Source organism: Luteibacter sp. OK325, from assembly GCF_003050935.1.
Taxonomy (GTDB): domain Bacteria; phylum Pseudomonadota; class Gammaproteobacteria; order Xanthomonadales; family Rhodanobacteraceae; genus Luteibacter.
Genome location: NZ_QAOX01000010.1, coordinates 15,229 through 30,117 on the forward strand (window position 1 = coordinate 15,229; position 14,889 = coordinate 30,117).

A 14,889-nucleotide genomic window follows, 5' to 3' on the forward strand; every position below is an offset into this window, starting at 1 on the left:
CCTCATCACCGCCTGTTCGCCGGAAGATGACCGCGTTATCGTAGCCGTCTTCTCCACGGACGCAGCCCGCTGATGACCACTTCCGTTCCGCAGTATCTCGCCGATGCCCTGCCCGCAGCCGCCGATATCCTGGCCGACGTGCAGCGCGCCTTCGCCGAAGACATCGGCCCCGGCGATGCGACGGCCGACCTGCTCGATGCCGGCGCCACGGCCACCGCCGTACTCACCTGCCGCGAAGACGCCGTGCTCAGCGGCGCGGCCTGGTTCGACGCCTGCTTCCGTCAACTCGATCCGGATGTGCGCATTGAATGGCTCGTGCATGATGGCGATCGCGTTGCCGCCGGCTCGACCATCTGCCGCCTTGCCGGCAAGGCGCGCGCCCTGGTCACCGCCGAGCGCTCGGCGCTCAATTTCCTCCAGCTGCTCTCGGCCACGGCGACGGTTACCTCGCGCTATGCCGATGCCATCGCAGGTACGCGTACGCGCGTGCTCGATACGCGAAAGACACTGCCGGGCCTGCGCCGCGCGCAAAAGTACGCGGTACTCTGCGGCGGCGGTACCAACCACCGCATTGGCCTGTTCGACGCGATGATGCTGAAGGAAAACCACATCATCGCCGCGGGCGGCATTCCGGCCGCGGTCGAGGCGGCTCGCAGGATTCACCCGAAGCTTCCGCTCATCGTCGAAGTGGAAACCCTCGACGAACTGGCCCAGGCCCTCGACGCCGGCGCCGATCGCGCCCTGCTCGACAACTTCACCCCGGCGATGCTGGCCGAAGCCGTGGCGTTCACGGCGGGGCGGATGCCGCTGGAGGTCTCCGGCAATGTCGAGATCGATACGATCCGGGCGATTGCGGAGACGGGGGTGGACTTTATTTCTAGCGGGGCGTTGACGAAGAACGTGCGGGCGATTGATCTGTCGCTGCGGCTGGATGTGAAGCACGGGGGCTGAGTGGCCTCGCTTCGCAGGAAATCGCCGCTGAAGCGGCTCCCACATCCCTGTTCCTTGTGGGAGCCGCTTCAGCGGCGATGCCTTTGTGGGGGCTTGTGGTCGCGCCGACGCGGCCACACACTGACCCCATGGATTCCTTCACCGATCTGTTCTGGCTCATGGCCCTGGCCGCAGGTATCGCCAGCTGGTATCGGCTGACCCGCGCACGCGAAGTGGCGGTGCGAGCCGCGGCGGCCTTATGCAAACGGAACGGGTTGCAACTGCTCGACCAGAGCGTTGGGCTGCGCTCCATCCGGCTGCAGGGCGTGGACGGCGTACGGCGCCTTGAGCGCTGCTACGTATTCGAAGTGAGCGAAGACGGCCAGTCGCGGGAACTCGCGCGGTTGTGGATGGCCGGGAATGACGTGGTGAGTTTTTCGCTGCCGATGAGCGGCTCGCCTGCGCTGGAAACCGTCGTCGCGACGGATTCGATCGTGCATGGGGCGAATGTGATTTCGCTGGCCGATCGGCGTCGGTTGCACTGAGCCTGCTGCGCCCTGCGAGGGCTTCTTACCCTGTGAGTGCTTCTTACCCTGTGGGAGCCGCTTACCCTGTGGGAACCGCTTACCCTGTGGGAGCCGCTTCAGCGGCGATGGGGTTGCGACACAGTTAGGAATCGCCGATGAATCGGCTCCCACAACAGCAACAACAGCCACAACAGCAACAACAGCAACAACAGCAACAACAGCCACAACAGCAGGTTTTCTTATTTGACGACGCGCAGGTGCGGGGCGCCGCGCTTGGGGCGGTCGTCATCGCCGCCGGCGGAGGGCGTGGATGCCTCAGCCTCGGCTTCATCCGCGGCTTCGATGCCGTCGGTGGGCAGGGTTTCGTTCTCGTCGGCGGGGAACATCATGCCCTGGCCGTTCTCCTGCGCGTACAACGCGAGCACGGCATGCATGGGAATGACGATGGACTGGCTCACGCCCGAGAAACGCGCCTGGAAGGCGATGCGGTCGTTGCCGAGGTCGAGATGCGCGACGGCGCGCATGGCGAGGTTGAGAACCACCTGGCCGTTCTTCACGACGTGGGCAGGCACCTTCACGCCCGGCTGCGCGGCGTCCACCAGAACGTACGGGGTCAGGCCGTTATCGCTGATCCAGTCGTAGATGGCGCGGAGCAGATAGGGGCGATTGGAGGTCATGCCCGTGCTTTCGTTCGTATCCATGTGCACAGTTTACGGGATACGACGTAGCGAGGCTAACCGGGGGCGAAATTGAAGTCCGGGCGCATGTTGCGCTCTTCGGGCGTGAGACTGCGGGCAAATCCCTGGCTGTGGAACAGACGCTCGCCGTAGTCGACGACCGGCTTGCCGTCTTTGCCCAGATCCACCCCCAGGTGCGGCAGACGCCAGACCACCGGGGCGACCAGGCAGTCGATCAGGCTCATTTCCGGATTCAGGAAAAACCGGGAGGCCCGGAACAGGGGCACGGACAGGAGCAGGTGTTCGCGCAGCCGGCGGCGGGCGCCGTCGGCAGTCTTGCCGCCCTCCCCGATCGCTTCGATCTCGGGCAGCCAGTCGTTCTCGATGCGCCAGGTCGCCAGGCGCAGGCGTGCCCGGGACAGCGGGTCGATCGGCATGAGGGGCGGATGCGGATAGCGCTCGTCGAGGTACTCGACGACGATCATGGGGTCGTAAACGGTCAGGTCGCGATCGACCAGGGTCGGCAGGGTGCCGTAGGGGTTCAACTCGAGCAGGTCGGGAGTCGGTTCGTCGGCTCTCAGGATGATCCGGTCGTACGCCACGCCCTTGGCAGCCAGCACCAACCGGGTGCGGTGGCAGTGGATATCGTCGGCGCTGGTATACAGCGTCAAAGCCGTTCGCGAACGAGCATTCTGGACCATGCGTGCGAGCCCTCTCCCTGCCGCTGTAAAACGGGGCGACCGGTCAGGTCGCCCCGCGGGACATCATTCAGTGATTCTCGTGAACGTCCTTCCAGTACTCATGCTTCACCAGATACAGCAGGAAGGTGAGCAAGGCCAGGAACAGCACTACCCAGACACCGACCGACTGCCGTTCGAGCACGGCCGGCTCGGCCGTGTACTCGAGGAAGGTGGCAAGATCGCGCGTTGCGCCCTTGAACTCTTCCGGCGTCATGCGGCCAGGCTGGGAGAGTTCGAGCTTCTCCACCACCGAATCGTGGCCCGGCGTGGCTTCGGAATGGACGGCCACCTGCAAGCCCTGCAGTTCCCACAAGGGGTTCGGCATGGAAGCATTCGGGAAAACCGTGTTGTTCCAGCCGACCGGACGACTCGGGTCGAGGTAGAACGAGTTCAGGTAATTGAAGATGAAATCCACGCCCTTGGCGCGCGCTTCGAGCGAGAGATCCGGCGGCTCCTTGCCGAACCAGGTCTTCGCCGAATCGGCCGGCATGTGCGAGATCACCGGCTCACCGAACTTCGCGCCGGTGAAGTTGAGGTTGGACATCACCTCGTCTTCGCTCAGGCCGAGGTCGCTGGCCACGCGCGAGTAACGCACGTATTTCAGCGAGTGGCAGCCGACGCAGTAGTTGAAGAACAGCTTGGCGCCACGCTGCAGCGACGCCCGGTCGTTCACGTTCGTACCGGCCGAGGGCAGACCCTCACCGCCTTCCTGTGCGAAGGCGGGAACGGTGACGACGAAGAGGCCCAGCGCCAGGGCCATGGCGGATAGATAGCGCTTAATCATGCATCGTCACCCGTTCCGGAACCGGCTTGGTCTTCTCGAGGCCAAAGTGCGTGTACACCCAGATGAAGATGAAGAACCCGAAGTAGGCCAGCGTCATGATGCGGCCGAAGGCGTTCTCCAACGTGGTCGCGTCCGCGCCCGGGAACCACTCGGGAATCAGCTCGGCAGTGACGCCGGCGCCGACCGCACCCAGGGACAGGAACGAGATCACCAGCACCGCCAGCGCGATGCGATACCCCATGCCACGGAAGCGTACCGAGCGGACTTCGCCACGATCCAGCCATGGCAGCAAGGCCAGCATCAGGATCGAGCCGAACATGCCGATGACGCCCCAGATGGCCGTGCCGAAGAACGACGGGATCATGCGCAGGATCGCGTAGAACGGCGTGAAGTACCACGACGGCTTGATGTGCGTCGGCGTCACCAGGTTGTTGGCCGGGGTGAAGTTGTCGTGCTCGAGGAACCAGCCGCCAAAGGTGGGCGCGAAGAAGATGATGAACGCCGCGATGAGCAGGAAGAAGCCCACGCCGACCAGGTCCTTCACCGTGTAGTACGGATGGAACGGAATCGCGTCGAGCGGCTTGCTGGCATCCCAGCGATTGCCCTTCGGACCATGCTTCACGTCCACGCCGTCCGGGTTGTTCGAACCCACTTCGTGCAGCGCGGCCAGGTGCAGCACCACCAGGAGCAGGAGCACCAGCGGCAGCGCGATCACGTGCAGCGCGAAGAAGCGGTTGAGCGTGGCGTCGGCGGGCAGGAAGTCGCCCATGATCCACTCCACCAGGCCGGGGCCGATGTAGGGAATGGTGCCGAACAGCGAAATGATGACCTTCGCGCCCCAGAAGGACATGTTGCCCCACGGCAGCACGTAGCCCATGAAGGCTTCGGCCATGAGCACCAGGAAGATCAGCATGCCGAGGATCCACACCAGCTCGCGTGGTCGCTTGAACGAGCCGTACATGATCCCGCGGAACATATGCAGGAACACCACCACGAAGAACAGCGAGGCTCCGGTGGAGTGCATGTAGCGGATCAGCCAGCCCCATTCGACGTCACGCATGATGTACTCGACCGAGTTGAACGCTTCCAGCGCACTCGTCTTGTAGTTCATGGTGAGGAAGATGCCGGTCACGATCTGGTTGACCAGCACCAGGATCGCCAGCGAGCCGAAGTAGTACCAAAGATTGAAGTTCTTCGGTGCGTAGTACTCGGTCATGTGCTTGCGGAACGTGGGCGCCAGGTTCGGCGCGCGTTCGTTGACCCAGTCAAATAGGTTAGCCATCAGCCGGCCTCCTTCGGATCGACACCGATCTGGATGTGCGTGTCGTCCACGAAGTGGTACGGCGGCACGGGGAGGTTCTTCGGTGCGGGCACGCCGCTGAACACGCGGCCGGAGAGGTCGTAGCGCGACTTATGGCAGGGGCAGTAGAAGCCACCCTTCCAGTTCGCGTCGAACGGCTCGGGCTTGATGTCCGGAACGAAGTCGGGAACGCAACCCAGGTGGGTGCACAGGCCGATGACGACCAGCCACTCAGGCTTGATGGAACGGGTTTCGTTGGTCGCGTACTTCGGCTGCTGTTCCGTGTTGGACGACTGTGGATCCAGCAAGCGGGGCTCGAGGCCCTTCAGCTGGGCCAGCTGGTCCTTGGTGCGGTTGACCACGAAAACAGGAAGGCTGCGCCATGCGAAAGTGACCTTCTGGCCCGCATCGATGGCACTTATATCAACCGTGACGGGCGCACCTGCCGCCTTTGCCCTTGCGCTTGGTTCCCACGACTTAATGAAGGGCACGACCGCCGCGACCACTCCCACACCACCTACGACTGCTGTCGTAACGGTAAGGAAGCGACGGCGCCCGTGATCGACGACTTCGTTCGCCATCAGGCTCTCCGGAACTTATGCCATTGAGGTTGCGGACCCCTATCGCCGGTTCATTCGGAAATCGGCTTCCGCAAATCGCGTCAGTGTAACGTCAGCACCGGCCACGTACAATAAACTGAACGCCACCCTCTCCCATCAGGGGCAAGGGCTGCCATGGGCAAGGCACTGCGACGACGACAGGATCCCTCAGTTCTTAGATGAAACACGCCGCCCGCACGCTCGCCTTCATTGCCCGCTTCGTCGTGCTCGGTCTCGCCGTGGCCTTCATCATTGGCATGTTCTGGCCCGGTAGCGGCGCCTTCCTGCGCCAGCGATTCACCGCGCCAGCAGGGATAACGGCAACCGCCACGGGCGAAGCGCCCGCCTCCGGCCCGGCCTCGTATGCCGACGCCGTGGCCAAGGCGGCACCCTCCGTGGTCAACATCTACGCCAACAAGATGGTCACCGAGCAGCCGCGCCAGCTGTATTCGGATCCCGTACTGCAGCGCATCTTCAGTGTGCCCACGGGGCCGGCGCGTACACGGCGCCAGCAGAACCTGGGCTCGGGCGTGATCGTCAGCGACGATGGTTACGTATTGACCAACAACCACGTGATCGCCAACGCCGACGATATCCAGCTGTTGCTCTACGACGGCCGCGTGGCCAAGGCCCGCGTGGTCGGCTCCGACGACGAGACCGACCTCGCCGTCCTCAAGGTGGACGCCGGCAACCTGCCGGCCATCCACATGACCGACCCGGATCACCGCCCGCGCGTGGGCGACGTGGTGCTCGCCATCGGCAATCCCTTCGGCATTGGTCAAACCGTGACCATGGGTATCGTCAGCGCCATCGGACGCCAGATCAACCTGTCCAGCCTGGAGAATTTCATCCAGACGGATGCCGCCATCAACTTCGGTAACTCGGGCGGCGCGCTGGTCAACGCCCATGGCGACCTCGTCGGCATCAACACCTCGCTGATCGGCCAGGCCGTGGGCGCCGAAGGCATCGGCTTCGCCATCCCGGTCGCGAGCGCGCGCAACGTGCTCGACCAGATCGTGCAGACCGGCCACGTGGTGCGCGGCTGGATCGGCGCGGATTACGGTGCCGTGCCGATTTCGGCCGATAGCGGCCTGCCCTCCGCGGCACGCGGCGTCGTGGTCAACGACGTGTCACCCGGCGGCCCCGCGGCCATGGCGGGCATCCAGCAGCGCGACGTGCTGCTGAAGATCGGCGGTGAAGACATCCTCGATCCCTCCGACCTGCGTCGGCGCGAGGCCTCGTTCAAACCCGGCGCCACGATCGAGATTTCCGGCTTGCGCAACGGCGCGGCATTCACCAGCACGATCACCCCAAGCCAACGGCCGCCTACGGCGCCGATGCAGGCATTGCAAGGCGCCACCCGGTAAAAACCGATTCCCTGTTGGGAGCCGCATCCTCGTGGGAGCCGCTTCCTTGTGGGAGCCGCTTCAGCGGCGATGCCCTTGCCCTGTAGGAGCCGATTTATCGGCAATGGAAGTTACGGCGTCACCGCTCCGTTGGCCTTTCGCCGCTGAAGCGGATCCCACATGTACCCGATCGCCGCTGAAGCGGCTCCTACAGACGGGCTGAGGCCAGGGGTACGCTGGTGCTGGGGTGCTGCTTCAACGTCTCGCCATAGCGCTTGCGAAGCACGCCCACGCGTTCGACGTAAACCTGTGTCTCGTCGTAAGGCGGCACGCCGTTGTACTTCTGTACGGCGCCGGGCCCCGCGTTATACGCCGCCGCCGCGAGGCGTTCGTTGCCGTTGAAGTTCCGCAGCAACATCGCAAGATACCGCGCACCGCCGCGAATATTCTGGTTCGCGTCGAAGGCATCGAGCACGCCCATGTCGCGCGCCGTGCCGGGAATCAGCTGCATCAGCCCTTGCGCGCCAGCGACGGAAAGCGCGCGCGGATTGAACGCGCTCTCCGCATGGATGATCGCGCGCAGCAAGGCCTCGTCCACCCCGAACTCCGTGCTGGCCGACGAGATGGCGTCGCCATACGAGGTGATGTTGAGCGCGACGCTGTTCCAGTCGATCTTCGAATGCACATCGCACGCGGCGCAGGTGGCGATGTAGGTGAAGAGCATCTTGATGCTCTGGCCCTTCTCCGCGTTGCCGGCCTGGGGAATGTTGGTGTACTCGACGCCGCCGTCCGCGCGGGTGATCCGGTAGACGGCACCGCGCAACACGCGCGAACCCTTGGGTTGCTCTGGGGCCGGCGCTGAAGCCAGGTCCGTCGAAGTGGACTCGTGATAGTCCCACGTGCCCTTCGGCGCCTTGATGGCAGGCGACGCTGAGACCGCGGGCGTGGCAGGAATGACCGGCGCCACGCGGGCCGGCCCGAGGGCCGTCGCGGTCGTCAGGACAGACGCCTCCACGGTCATGCCCGCCGCTGCGGGGGACACCGCAGCCAGCCCAGCCGCCGCCCGATCATCGTTCCGACCCGGGGCCAGGACGACGCTCCCGATGACACCCTTCAAGGAGGGCGCCGCTTCGACCGTTTGAAAGACGGGGGCCGCCGGGGCCAAAGAGGCCACGGGCCTTGCCGGACGGGCCGGCGCCATATTGGCCAGGCGCTTGCACTCCTTGTACCCAGCGGTGCTGCCGGAGAACACGGTTTCGCCCGTGCTGCCGACACATCTATATAGGGCGCCCGCCGAAGCGGGACCGGCGACCAGCCCCAGAAGCAGCACGACAACGCCCGCAGCCCTTCGCAGGGCCGTCCGGGAGAGCAGAAAACGGCGGGCGGGATGGCCGGCGCTTTCCCCTGGCGTCGCGTCGTGAACCATGGGCGCGAGTGTGCCCGAGCACCCCTGGCCTGCCAAGAGCTAAGAACGTGATGTTCCTCACGCAAGTCATTGATCCACCGAACCCTGTGGCAAGGCGGGTGGTGGCGGCGTAAACTGTGCGGTTCGGTAAACTCCCTCGAATCACGGTACCCCGGCCCATGAGCGGCAAGCTTTTCATCAAGACCCACGGCTGCCAGATGAACGAGTACGACTCGGCCAAGATGGCCGACGTCCTGCACGCATCGCACGGTCTCGAGCTGACCCAGGACGAATCGGAAGCCGATGTCATCCTGGTCAACACCTGTTCGATCCGCGAAAAGGCCCAGGAAAAAGTCTTCAGCCAGCTCGGCCGCTGGAAGGCTCACAAGGCCGGCGGCAAGCCCGTGCTCATCGGCGTCGGCGGTTGCGTGGCCTCGCAGGAAGGCGACGCCATCCTCAAGCGCGCCCCCTATGTCGACCTGGTGTTCGGCCCGCAGACCCTTCACCGCTTGCCGGAAATGATCGAAGCCCAGCGCGCCAGCGGCAAGTCGCAGGTGGACATCAGCTTCCCGGAGATCGAGAAGTTCGACAACCTGCCCGAGCCGCGCGCCGAAGGCCCCACCGCCTTCGTCTCGATCATGGAAGGTTGCTCGAAGTACTGTTCCTACTGCGTGGTGCCCTATACGCGCGGTGAGGAAATCAGCCGTCCCTTCGACGACGTCATCGTCGAGGTGGCCCAGCTCGCCGAGCAAGGCGTGCGCGAGGTCAACCTGCTCGGCCAGAACGTCAACGCCTACCGTGGCCCCATGCACGAAGGCGGCACGGCTGACCTCTCCGTGCTGATCCATGCCATCGCGCAGATCGAAGGCATCGGCCGCATCCGCTTCACCACCTCGCATCCGCTGGAGTTCTCCGACTCGCTGATCGAGGCCTACGCCAACGTACCGCAGCTGGCCAACTACCTGCACCTGCCCGTGCAGGCGGGGTCGGACCGGATCCTCTCGGCGATGAAGCGGGGCTACACGGCGATCGAATTCAAGCAGAAGATCCGCAAGCTGCGCGCCGTGCGCCCGGATATCTGCGTGTCGTCGGACTTCATCGTCGGCTTCCCTGGCGAGACGGACGAAGACTTCGAGAAGACCATGAAGCTGATCGACGACATCGGCTTCGACCAGAGCTTCTCCTTCATTTTCTCGTCGCGCCCCGGCACGCCGGCGGCGAACCTCGCCGACGAAACGCCGGCCGAAGTGAAGCACGCGCGCCTGTCGCGCCTGCAGGCCGCGATCAACGAGAACGCCCGCAAGATCAACCAGGCCATGGTCGGCAGCGTGCAGCGCGTGCTGGTCGAGAAGCCCAGCCGCCGCGACGCCAACGAGCTGTCGGGACGCACCGAGAACATGCGCTACGTGAACTTCCCGGGCCATGCCCGGATGATCGGCCAGTTCGTCGACGTGGTGATCACCGAGGCGATGTCCAACTCCCTTCGCGGCCGCGTCCGCCTCGACGAAGAGGTCGCGCTCGCCTCGTGAATGCCATGAGCCAGCTTGTCCAGCGCGACTTCTCCCTCGAACCCGAAGACAACGTGCGGCTTGCCAACCTGTGCGGACCACTCGACGAGCACATCCGCCAGATCGAGCTGCGCCTGGGCGTGGAAATCGACCATCGCGGCGCCACCTTCCGCGTCATCGGTGACGAACTCACCGCCCGCGCGGGCGAGAAGGTGCTGCGCGCGCTGTACTCGGCGACCGAGCATGAAGCCCTCAACGGCCAGGTCATCAACCTGCACCTGGCCGAATCCGGCATCGACGCGCTCGCCGACCAGGCGGCCGAGTCGACGCAGGAAGTGGTGATCAAGGTGAAACGCGGCGTGATCAAGGGTCGCGGCCCGAACCAGGCCCGTTACCTGCACGCCATCACCAGCCACGACATCAACTTCGGCGTGGGTCCGGCCGGTACCGGCAAGACGTACCTCGCCGTAGCCAGTGCCATCGAAGCCCTCGAGAACAATCGCGTGCAGCGCGTGCTGCTCGTGCGTCCGGCCGTGGAAGCGGGCGAGAAGCTTGGCTTCCTGCCTGGCGACCTCAGCCAGAAGATCGACCCTTACCTGCGCCCGCTGTATGACGCGCTGTACGAGATGGTCGGCTTCGAGAAGGTGGCCAAGCTGATCGAGCGCAACGTGATCGAGATCGCCCCGCTCGCCTATATGCGCGGTCGCACGCTCAACGACTCCTACGTGATTCTTGACGAAGCGCAGAACACCACCGTCGAACAGATGAAAATGTTCCTGACCCGCATCGGCTTCGGCTCGGTGGCGGTGATCACCGGCGACGTTTCACAGGTGGACCTGCCGCGCAATATCCGCTCCGGCCTGCGCCACGCGGTCGAAGTACTGCGCGGCGTCGACGGCATCAGCTTCACCTTCTTCACCTCGCGCGACGTGGTCCGCCACCCGCTCGTGGCCAAGATCGTGCGCGCCTACGAGGCCTTCGAGCAGAAGGACGAAGCCCGTTGAGCAAGCTCGACGTTGCCGTGGGTTATGCCGCGCCGCGCAAGGGCGTGCCGGCATCCGCCAGCTTCCGTCGCTGGATCGAGGCCGCGCTCAAGGGCGCCAAGCGCCGCAAGGCCAGCGAGGTATCGATCCGCATCGTCGACGCCGAGGAAGGCCAGGCCCTGAACCTGCAGTACCGCGGCCGCGACTACGCCACCAACGTGCTCTCGTTCCCCGTCGAACTCCCGCCCGGCTTAGACCTGCCCCTCATCGGCGACCTGGTCATCTGCGCCCCCGTGGTCGCCCGCGAGGCCGCCGAGCAGGGCAAAAAGCCGGCCGACCACTGGGCCCACCTGACCATCCACGGCACCCTGCACCTGCTGGGTTACGACCACATCGACGAGGCCGAAGCCGAGGCAATGGAGGCCTTGGAGACCAAGGTGCTGGCTGGGCTGGGCATCTCGGATCCTTATCTGGCGTGACCTGTAGGAGCCGATTCATCGGCGATCCCGCGGCAGCGGGCCAGGTTCCGGCCAGCACCCATCGCCGATGAATCGGCTCCCACAAAAAGCTGTGGCCTGAACCGTCACAAGATTTCCGTTAGACTCCCCATTCCGCCCATTCGGGCCGAATATCAAAGAGTAATGAACGAGGACCCTGGCAGTACCAACGGCCCTACTCACCGATCCTGGTGGGACCGTCTGGGCCACATGTTTTCCGGCGAGCCCCGCAACCGCGACGAACTGATCGCAGAACTGCGTACCGCCCAGGCCAACGGCCTGCTTTCCAACGACACCCTGACCATGGTCGAGGGTGCGATCAAAGTCACCGAGCTCAGCGTCGACGACGTCATGGTCCCCCGGGCCCAGATCGTCAGCTTGCCTGTCGATGCGCCGCTGCCGGACATCCTGGCCGCCGTGGTCGAATCCGGTCACTCACGCTTTCCCGTGCATGGCGAGGACAAGGACGAAGTCCTTGGCATCCTGCTGGCCAAAGACCTGCTGAAGTACTTCGGCCAGAGCGAGTGTGGCGATGTACGCGCCCTGCTCCGCCCCGCGGTACTTATTCCCGAATCCATGCGGCTCAACGTGCTGCTGGCGGAATTCCGCCTGACGCGCAACCACATGGCCCTGGTGGTGGACGAGTACGGCGGTGTCGCCGGCCTCATCACCATCGAGGACGTGCTCGAGCAGATCGTCGGCGAGATCGACGACGAGCACGACGACGAGGAAGATCCGGTACTCGCCACCCAGCTCGACGATGGCGTGTTCGCGGTTAGCGCGCTCACTCCCATCGCCGACTTCAACGAGGTGGCGGGTGCACACTTTTCCGACGAAGAGTTCGACACCATCGGCGGCATGATCACCTCCGAGTTCGGCCATTTGCCGAGCGTGGGCGAGGAAATCACCATGGGCGACTTCAGCTTCCGCGTCACCGAAGCCGACGATCGCCGCGTGCTGCACTTCCACGTCACCCGTGTCAGCGGCAACGGCAACGGTAACAACGGCGCCTAACCGCCTTCCTTCAAGCCATGCCTGCGGGCAAGGACCACGCCCCACGATGCGCTACGCCCTGCTTTTGTTGATCGCCCTGTGTTTCGTTCCCGTTGCCCAAGCCGGCATCGTCGATGCCCCGGCCGCCAACCTCGAAATCTCGCTGATGACATACGGCCCGGGCGATATCTACTGGGAGCGCTTCGGTCACGATGCGCTTGAAGTGCGCGACACCGTGAGCGGCGAAGCCATCGCCTTCAATTACGGCGTGTTCGACTTCGACCAGAAGGGCTTCATCGTCAATTTCGCCCGCGGCATCATGGCCTACCGCATGGACGCGGAGACCACGCAGTCCGATGTCGAGTTCTATTCGGGCGAGGGCCGCTACGTGCGCCGCCAGCGCCTCGCGCTGGACGATACGCAGAAAGACAGCCTGCGCCGCTTCGTGATCTGGAACGTGCAGCCGGCCAACGCCGGCTACAACTACGATTACTACGCCGACAACTGCACCACGCGCGTTCGCGATGTCTTGGACAACGCCCTGGGTGGTGCACTCCACCGCCAGTGGCGCGAGCAGCCGGGTGGCATGACCTTCCGCGAGCAGACCGCGCGACTTATGAGCAACCAGGCCTGGCTGATGCTGGGCATGGATCTCGGCCTCGGCCCCTATGCGGACCAGCCAATGACGGCGTGGAAGGAGGCCTTCCTGCCGATGGTGCTCGAAGATGAGCTGCGCCACGTGCATGTCGGCGAAGGTGCCGAGGCGCGACCGCTGGTGGCGCAGGAAGAGACGCTCGCACAGAACAAGCTCGATCCGCCGCCGGAGCAGGCGCCCGATCTGCGCTGGCCGCTGCTTATCGTCGGCCTGTTGTGGGCTATTCCGCTCGCACTCCCCGCCTTTACCCGGCATCGCGTGGCCCGCGGCATCTTCGTCGCCGCGGGCACGCTTTTCACGGTGTTTGCCGGCGTGGCAGGCCTGTTCATGCTCGGCCTGTGGACGCTGACCCTGCATCGTTCCGCCTGGGGCAACTTCAACCTGCTGGCTTTCCAGCCGTTTGCCTTGCTGCTGATTCCGGGCATCTGGCGCCTGCGTGTTGCCGGCCGGCAGATCGGTCACCTCGCACCGCGGGTGACTGCGCTGTCGTTCGCGGCCTGCGTCATCGGCCTGCTGTTGCACCTGTGGCCGGAGTTCCCGCAGCGGAACATGCCGTGGTTGCTGCTCGCACTGCCGTGCTGGACCGCGTTGTTCGCCACGTTCTGCCGCCGGCACGACTGAGCTCGCCAGGCCTCGTTATTTGCGAGGGACCAGTTTCTTCAACGCGGTCCACAGCCGGGTGCGCAGCTTTTCGTTGGCCGGCACCGCTGCCGACTTGACCAGTTCGGCGATGACCGCGTCTCCACTTTCGAAGACGTAGCCCACGTCGCGCAGGTAGCCTGCGCCCCAGGTTTTCAGCTGGTCGATATAGGCTACGCCGGCGTCGAACTTCGCTTGCGTGATCAGCTCGCCTTCGAGACTGAACATGCGAAGCAGGTGAGCCTTGTCGCCGCAGAGACCGCTGTTGAGCGTCAGCACCGGAATCACCGGCACCCGCATGGCGACATTCCGGTACCAGAGGTTGAACTCGTATGGCCGCCGATGCAGGGCGTCGGGACGGTTGCGGTCCGCCCAGTGCGCCTTCGCTTCATGGAAGAACTGACGCATGTAATAGAAGTCATGTGCCCGCCGGACGAAGGACGCCAGTGCGTCGATGGCCGAGAACACGATCCGGCCGATGGCGCTCGAGGCACCCGCCGTCACGCCCTCCACCACCAGTTGGGCTCCGCCCTTCAGTGCCGCGTAGACATTCCCGGCCAGCGTGAAGTCCATGGCGCGCTTGATGCCGTCGATGGTGGTGGTTGGCGTACCGGGAAGGACATTCACCTGCTTGCCACGCGCATGGACCAGATAACGCTGGCAGCCCGTCTCCAGCGCATCTATCACACCGGCCGCAGTGGTCAGGCCGCTGAGTAAAAAGGGCTGGGCCTGCGCAGCCGCGGCTTCGGCGATGGTCCGGGTCACCTGTTTCATCAGGCCCGGTCGCGAAGCCCAGATACCCGCGGCGGCGGCCGCGAGCGGCACTGCGGCACCCGTGCCACCGGCGAGCTGCGCCTGCGTGACGCCGGCGATGAGGGTGGCCATGCGTGCCAGCTCGGTAGCGAGCTCGTCGCGCAGCGCGCCCTCTTCGGCCGTCACGGCGGTGGCATCAGGGCGCGATGACAAACGCGTGGCATCGACGTCGCGTGCGGCTTCGTTGGCACGGATGGCACGGTCGAGCGTCTCAGCCAGCCGGGTCGGGTCATTCTTCCCGGGCGGCACGACGGGTTTCACGGGCTTGCTGCCAAGCAGGTCGAGGACCCCGTCGGTGCTGAAGGTGAAGCGGTCTTCGTCGCAGGCGACGTTGGCGAAGAGATAGACGATACCCAGGCGGGCATGGACCATTTCCTCGGTCATGAAGGCCGGGACGCCATTGGCCTCGTCGGTGTCCTGCGATGGTTTCTGAGGGGTCAAAGTCACGATACGCTCCTTGTGATCATGGAATTTCCTGGTGCGAAGCCGCCAG

At 64.7% G+C, this 14,889-nt stretch carries 15 protein-coding genes; 8 read left to right on the forward strand and 7 right to left on the reverse strand.

Annotated elements, in window-relative coordinates; all coding sequences use genetic code 11:
• Nucleotides 1–72 precede the first annotated feature (72 nt).
• Entirely contained in the window at nt 73–951 is an 879-nt protein-coding gene (gene nadC, locus C8J98_RS18425) for a carboxylating nicotinate-nucleotide diphosphorylase (RefSeq protein ID WP_107914761.1), read from the forward strand.
• A gap of 128 nt (nt 952–1,079) precedes the next feature.
• On the forward strand, nt 1,080–1,475 hold the full coding sequence (locus C8J98_RS18430) for a DUF3301 domain-containing protein (protein WP_107914763.1): 396 nt from the start codon (nt 1,080–1,082) through the stop codon (nt 1,473–1,475).
• Nucleotides 1,476–1,696: 221 nt separating this feature from the next.
• On the opposite strand, the gene C8J98_RS18435 is transcribed toward C8J98_RS18430, so the two are convergent.
• From C8J98_RS18435 to petA, 5 genes are all read right to left on the reverse strand, one after another.
• Nucleotides 1,697–2,134 (reverse strand): ClpXP protease specificity-enhancing factor, encoded by a 438-nt coding sequence (locus C8J98_RS18435; protein ID WP_107915010.1) that lies wholly within the window; start codon nt 2,132–2,134, stop codon nt 1,697–1,699.
• Between the two features lie 56 nt (nt 2,135–2,190).
• Nucleotides 2,191–2,835, reverse strand: a complete 645-nt coding sequence (locus C8J98_RS18440) for a glutathione S-transferase N-terminal domain-containing protein (protein WP_107914765.1) — start codon at nt 2,833–2,835, stop codon at nt 2,191–2,193.
• Nucleotides 2,836–2,902: 67 nt separating this feature from the next.
• Entirely contained in the window at nt 2,903–3,658 is a 756-nt protein-coding gene (locus C8J98_RS18445) for a cytochrome c1 (RefSeq protein WP_199229957.1), read from the reverse strand.
• Complete coding sequence (locus C8J98_RS18450; RefSeq protein ID WP_107914767.1) at nt 3,651–4,940, reverse strand: cytochrome bc complex cytochrome b subunit; 1,290 nt, start codon at nt 4,938–4,940, stop codon at nt 3,651–3,653. Before C8J98_RS18450 ends, C8J98_RS18445 begins: the two co-directional genes overlap by 8 nt.
• A complete protein-coding gene (petA, locus tag C8J98_RS18455; protein WP_063573455.1) occupies nt 4,940–5,539 on the reverse strand; it encodes a ubiquinol-cytochrome c reductase iron-sulfur subunit in 600 nt (199 codons plus the stop codon). Before petA ends, C8J98_RS18450 begins: the two co-directional genes overlap by 1 nt.
• A gap of 197 nt (nt 5,540–5,736) precedes the next feature.
• On the opposite strand from petA, the gene C8J98_RS18460 reads away from it, so the two are divergent.
• Nucleotides 5,737–6,924 (forward strand): trypsin-like peptidase domain-containing protein, encoded by a 1,188-nt coding sequence (locus C8J98_RS18460; RefSeq protein ID WP_107914768.1) that lies wholly within the window; start codon nt 5,737–5,739, stop codon nt 6,922–6,924.
• Between the two features lie 187 nt (nt 6,925–7,111).
• Here the strand turns inward: C8J98_RS18460 and C8J98_RS18465 are convergent, their stop codons facing one another.
• Nucleotides 7,112–8,020 carry a lytic transglycosylase domain-containing protein gene (locus C8J98_RS18465; RefSeq protein WP_233260288.1) on the reverse strand — a complete coding sequence of 303 codons (909 nt, stop codon included), beginning with the start codon at nt 8,018–8,020 and terminating at the stop codon, nt 7,112–7,114.
• A 467-nt stretch (nt 8,021–8,487) separates the two neighbouring features.
• On the opposite strand from C8J98_RS18465, the gene miaB reads away from it, so the two are divergent.
• From miaB to C8J98_RS18490, 5 genes are all read left to right on the forward strand, one after another.
• Nucleotides 8,488–9,837, forward strand: coding sequence for a tRNA (N6-isopentenyl adenosine(37)-C2)-methylthiotransferase MiaB (gene miaB, locus C8J98_RS18470; protein ID WP_107914772.1), 1,350 nt, complete (start codon nt 8,488–8,490; stop codon nt 9,835–9,837).
• Between the two features lie 5 nt (nt 9,838–9,842).
• Complete coding sequence (locus C8J98_RS18475) at nt 9,843–10,820, forward strand: PhoH family protein (RefSeq protein ID WP_107914774.1); 978 nt, start codon at nt 9,843–9,845, stop codon at nt 10,818–10,820.
• Entirely contained in the window at nt 10,817–11,278 is a 462-nt protein-coding gene (gene ybeY, locus C8J98_RS18480) for an rRNA maturation RNase YbeY (protein WP_233260289.1), read from the forward strand. Before C8J98_RS18475 ends, ybeY begins: the two co-directional genes overlap by 4 nt.
• Nucleotides 11,279–11,440: 162 nt before the next feature.
• A complete protein-coding gene (locus tag C8J98_RS18485) occupies nt 11,441–12,310 on the forward strand; it encodes a transporter associated domain-containing protein (RefSeq protein ID WP_107914776.1) in 870 nt (289 codons plus the stop codon).
• Nucleotides 12,311–12,356: 46 nt separating this feature from the next.
• A complete protein-coding gene (locus C8J98_RS18490; protein ID WP_107914778.1) occupies nt 12,357–13,565 on the forward strand; it encodes a DUF4105 domain-containing protein in 1,209 nt (402 codons plus the stop codon).
• 15 nt (nt 13,566–13,580) lie between these two features.
• On the opposite strand, the gene C8J98_RS18495 is transcribed toward C8J98_RS18490, so the two are convergent.
• Nucleotides 13,581–14,843 (reverse strand): hypothetical protein, encoded by a 1,263-nt coding sequence (locus C8J98_RS18495; protein WP_146171668.1) that lies wholly within the window; start codon nt 14,841–14,843, stop codon nt 13,581–13,583.
• Between the last annotated feature and the right edge of the window lie 46 nt (nt 14,844–14,889).